This is a genomic window from Vibrio sp. 1288, from assembly GCF_033344475.1.
This window is the reverse complement of record NZ_JAWPOX010000235.1, coordinates 1-919: the sequence shown is the minus strand read 5'-3', so window position 1 is coordinate 919 and position 919 is coordinate 1. Positions and strand designations below refer to the sequence as shown.

1 protein-coding gene is annotated in these 919 nt (G+C 46.9%); it reads left to right on the top strand.

From position 1 onward, the window contains the following. Positions 1–889, top strand: an 889-nt coding sequence (gene flgJ / locus R8O11_RS25910; protein WP_318194700.1) for a flagellar assembly peptidoglycan hydrolase FlgJ, incomplete at its 5' end; no start/stop codon positions are given. Positions 890–919 lie beyond the last annotated feature (30 nt).

Here is a 919-nt window from a genome sequence, read left to right as displayed (position 1 = left end):
TGTCGAATTAACTAAACCAGCCGAAACTGCTGGTGACCTTGCTCTTGCATACAGCCCTGGCGTGGCTGAGCCTGTACGTGAAATCGCACAAAACCCTGACAACGTGTACAAGTACACGGCGAAAGGCAACATGGTTGCGGTTATTTCAAACGGTACCGCTATTCTTGGTCTAGGTAACCTTGGCCCACTTGCCTCTAAGCCTGTAATGGAAGGTAAAGCGTTACTGTTTAAGCGTTTTGCTGGCCTTGATTCAATTGATATTGAAGTGAAGCATCGCACGATCGACGAGTTCGTTGATACGGTTGCGAACATTGCTGACACTTTCGGTGGTATCAACCTTGAAGACATCAAAGCACCAGACTGTTTTGAAATTGAAAAGCGTTTGATTGAGTCCGGCGAACTTTCCCGTACCAGCCATACTCCCGCTAAGTTTGATTCGCCAGAATCTTTTGTGAACTCCATGAAGCCATACGCTGAAAAGGCGGCGAAAGCGTTGGGTGTAGAACCATCATTGCTTCTTGCTCAAGCAGCTCTGGAAACTGGCTGGGGACAAAAAGTGGTGCAAAATGCTCGTGGTAGCAGTAACAACTTGTTCAACATCAAAGCAGACAGAAGCTGGCAAGGTGATAAAGTCACCACGCAAACATTGGAATTTCATGACAATACGCCAGTGAAAGAGACGGCAGCGTTTCGTTCTTACTCGAACTATCAAGATAGTTTCAACGACTACGTCCGTTTCTTGAATGACAACCCACGTTACGAGACGGCATTGCAGCAACGTGGAGATTCTGAATCCTTTATTCGCGGTATTCATCGAGCAGGTTATGCGACGGATCCAACCTACGCCGACAAAGTTCTGCAAGTGAAGCAGAAAATCGAAAGTATGTAACCTTTTGGGGTTGCCGCGTACGCGAATCAT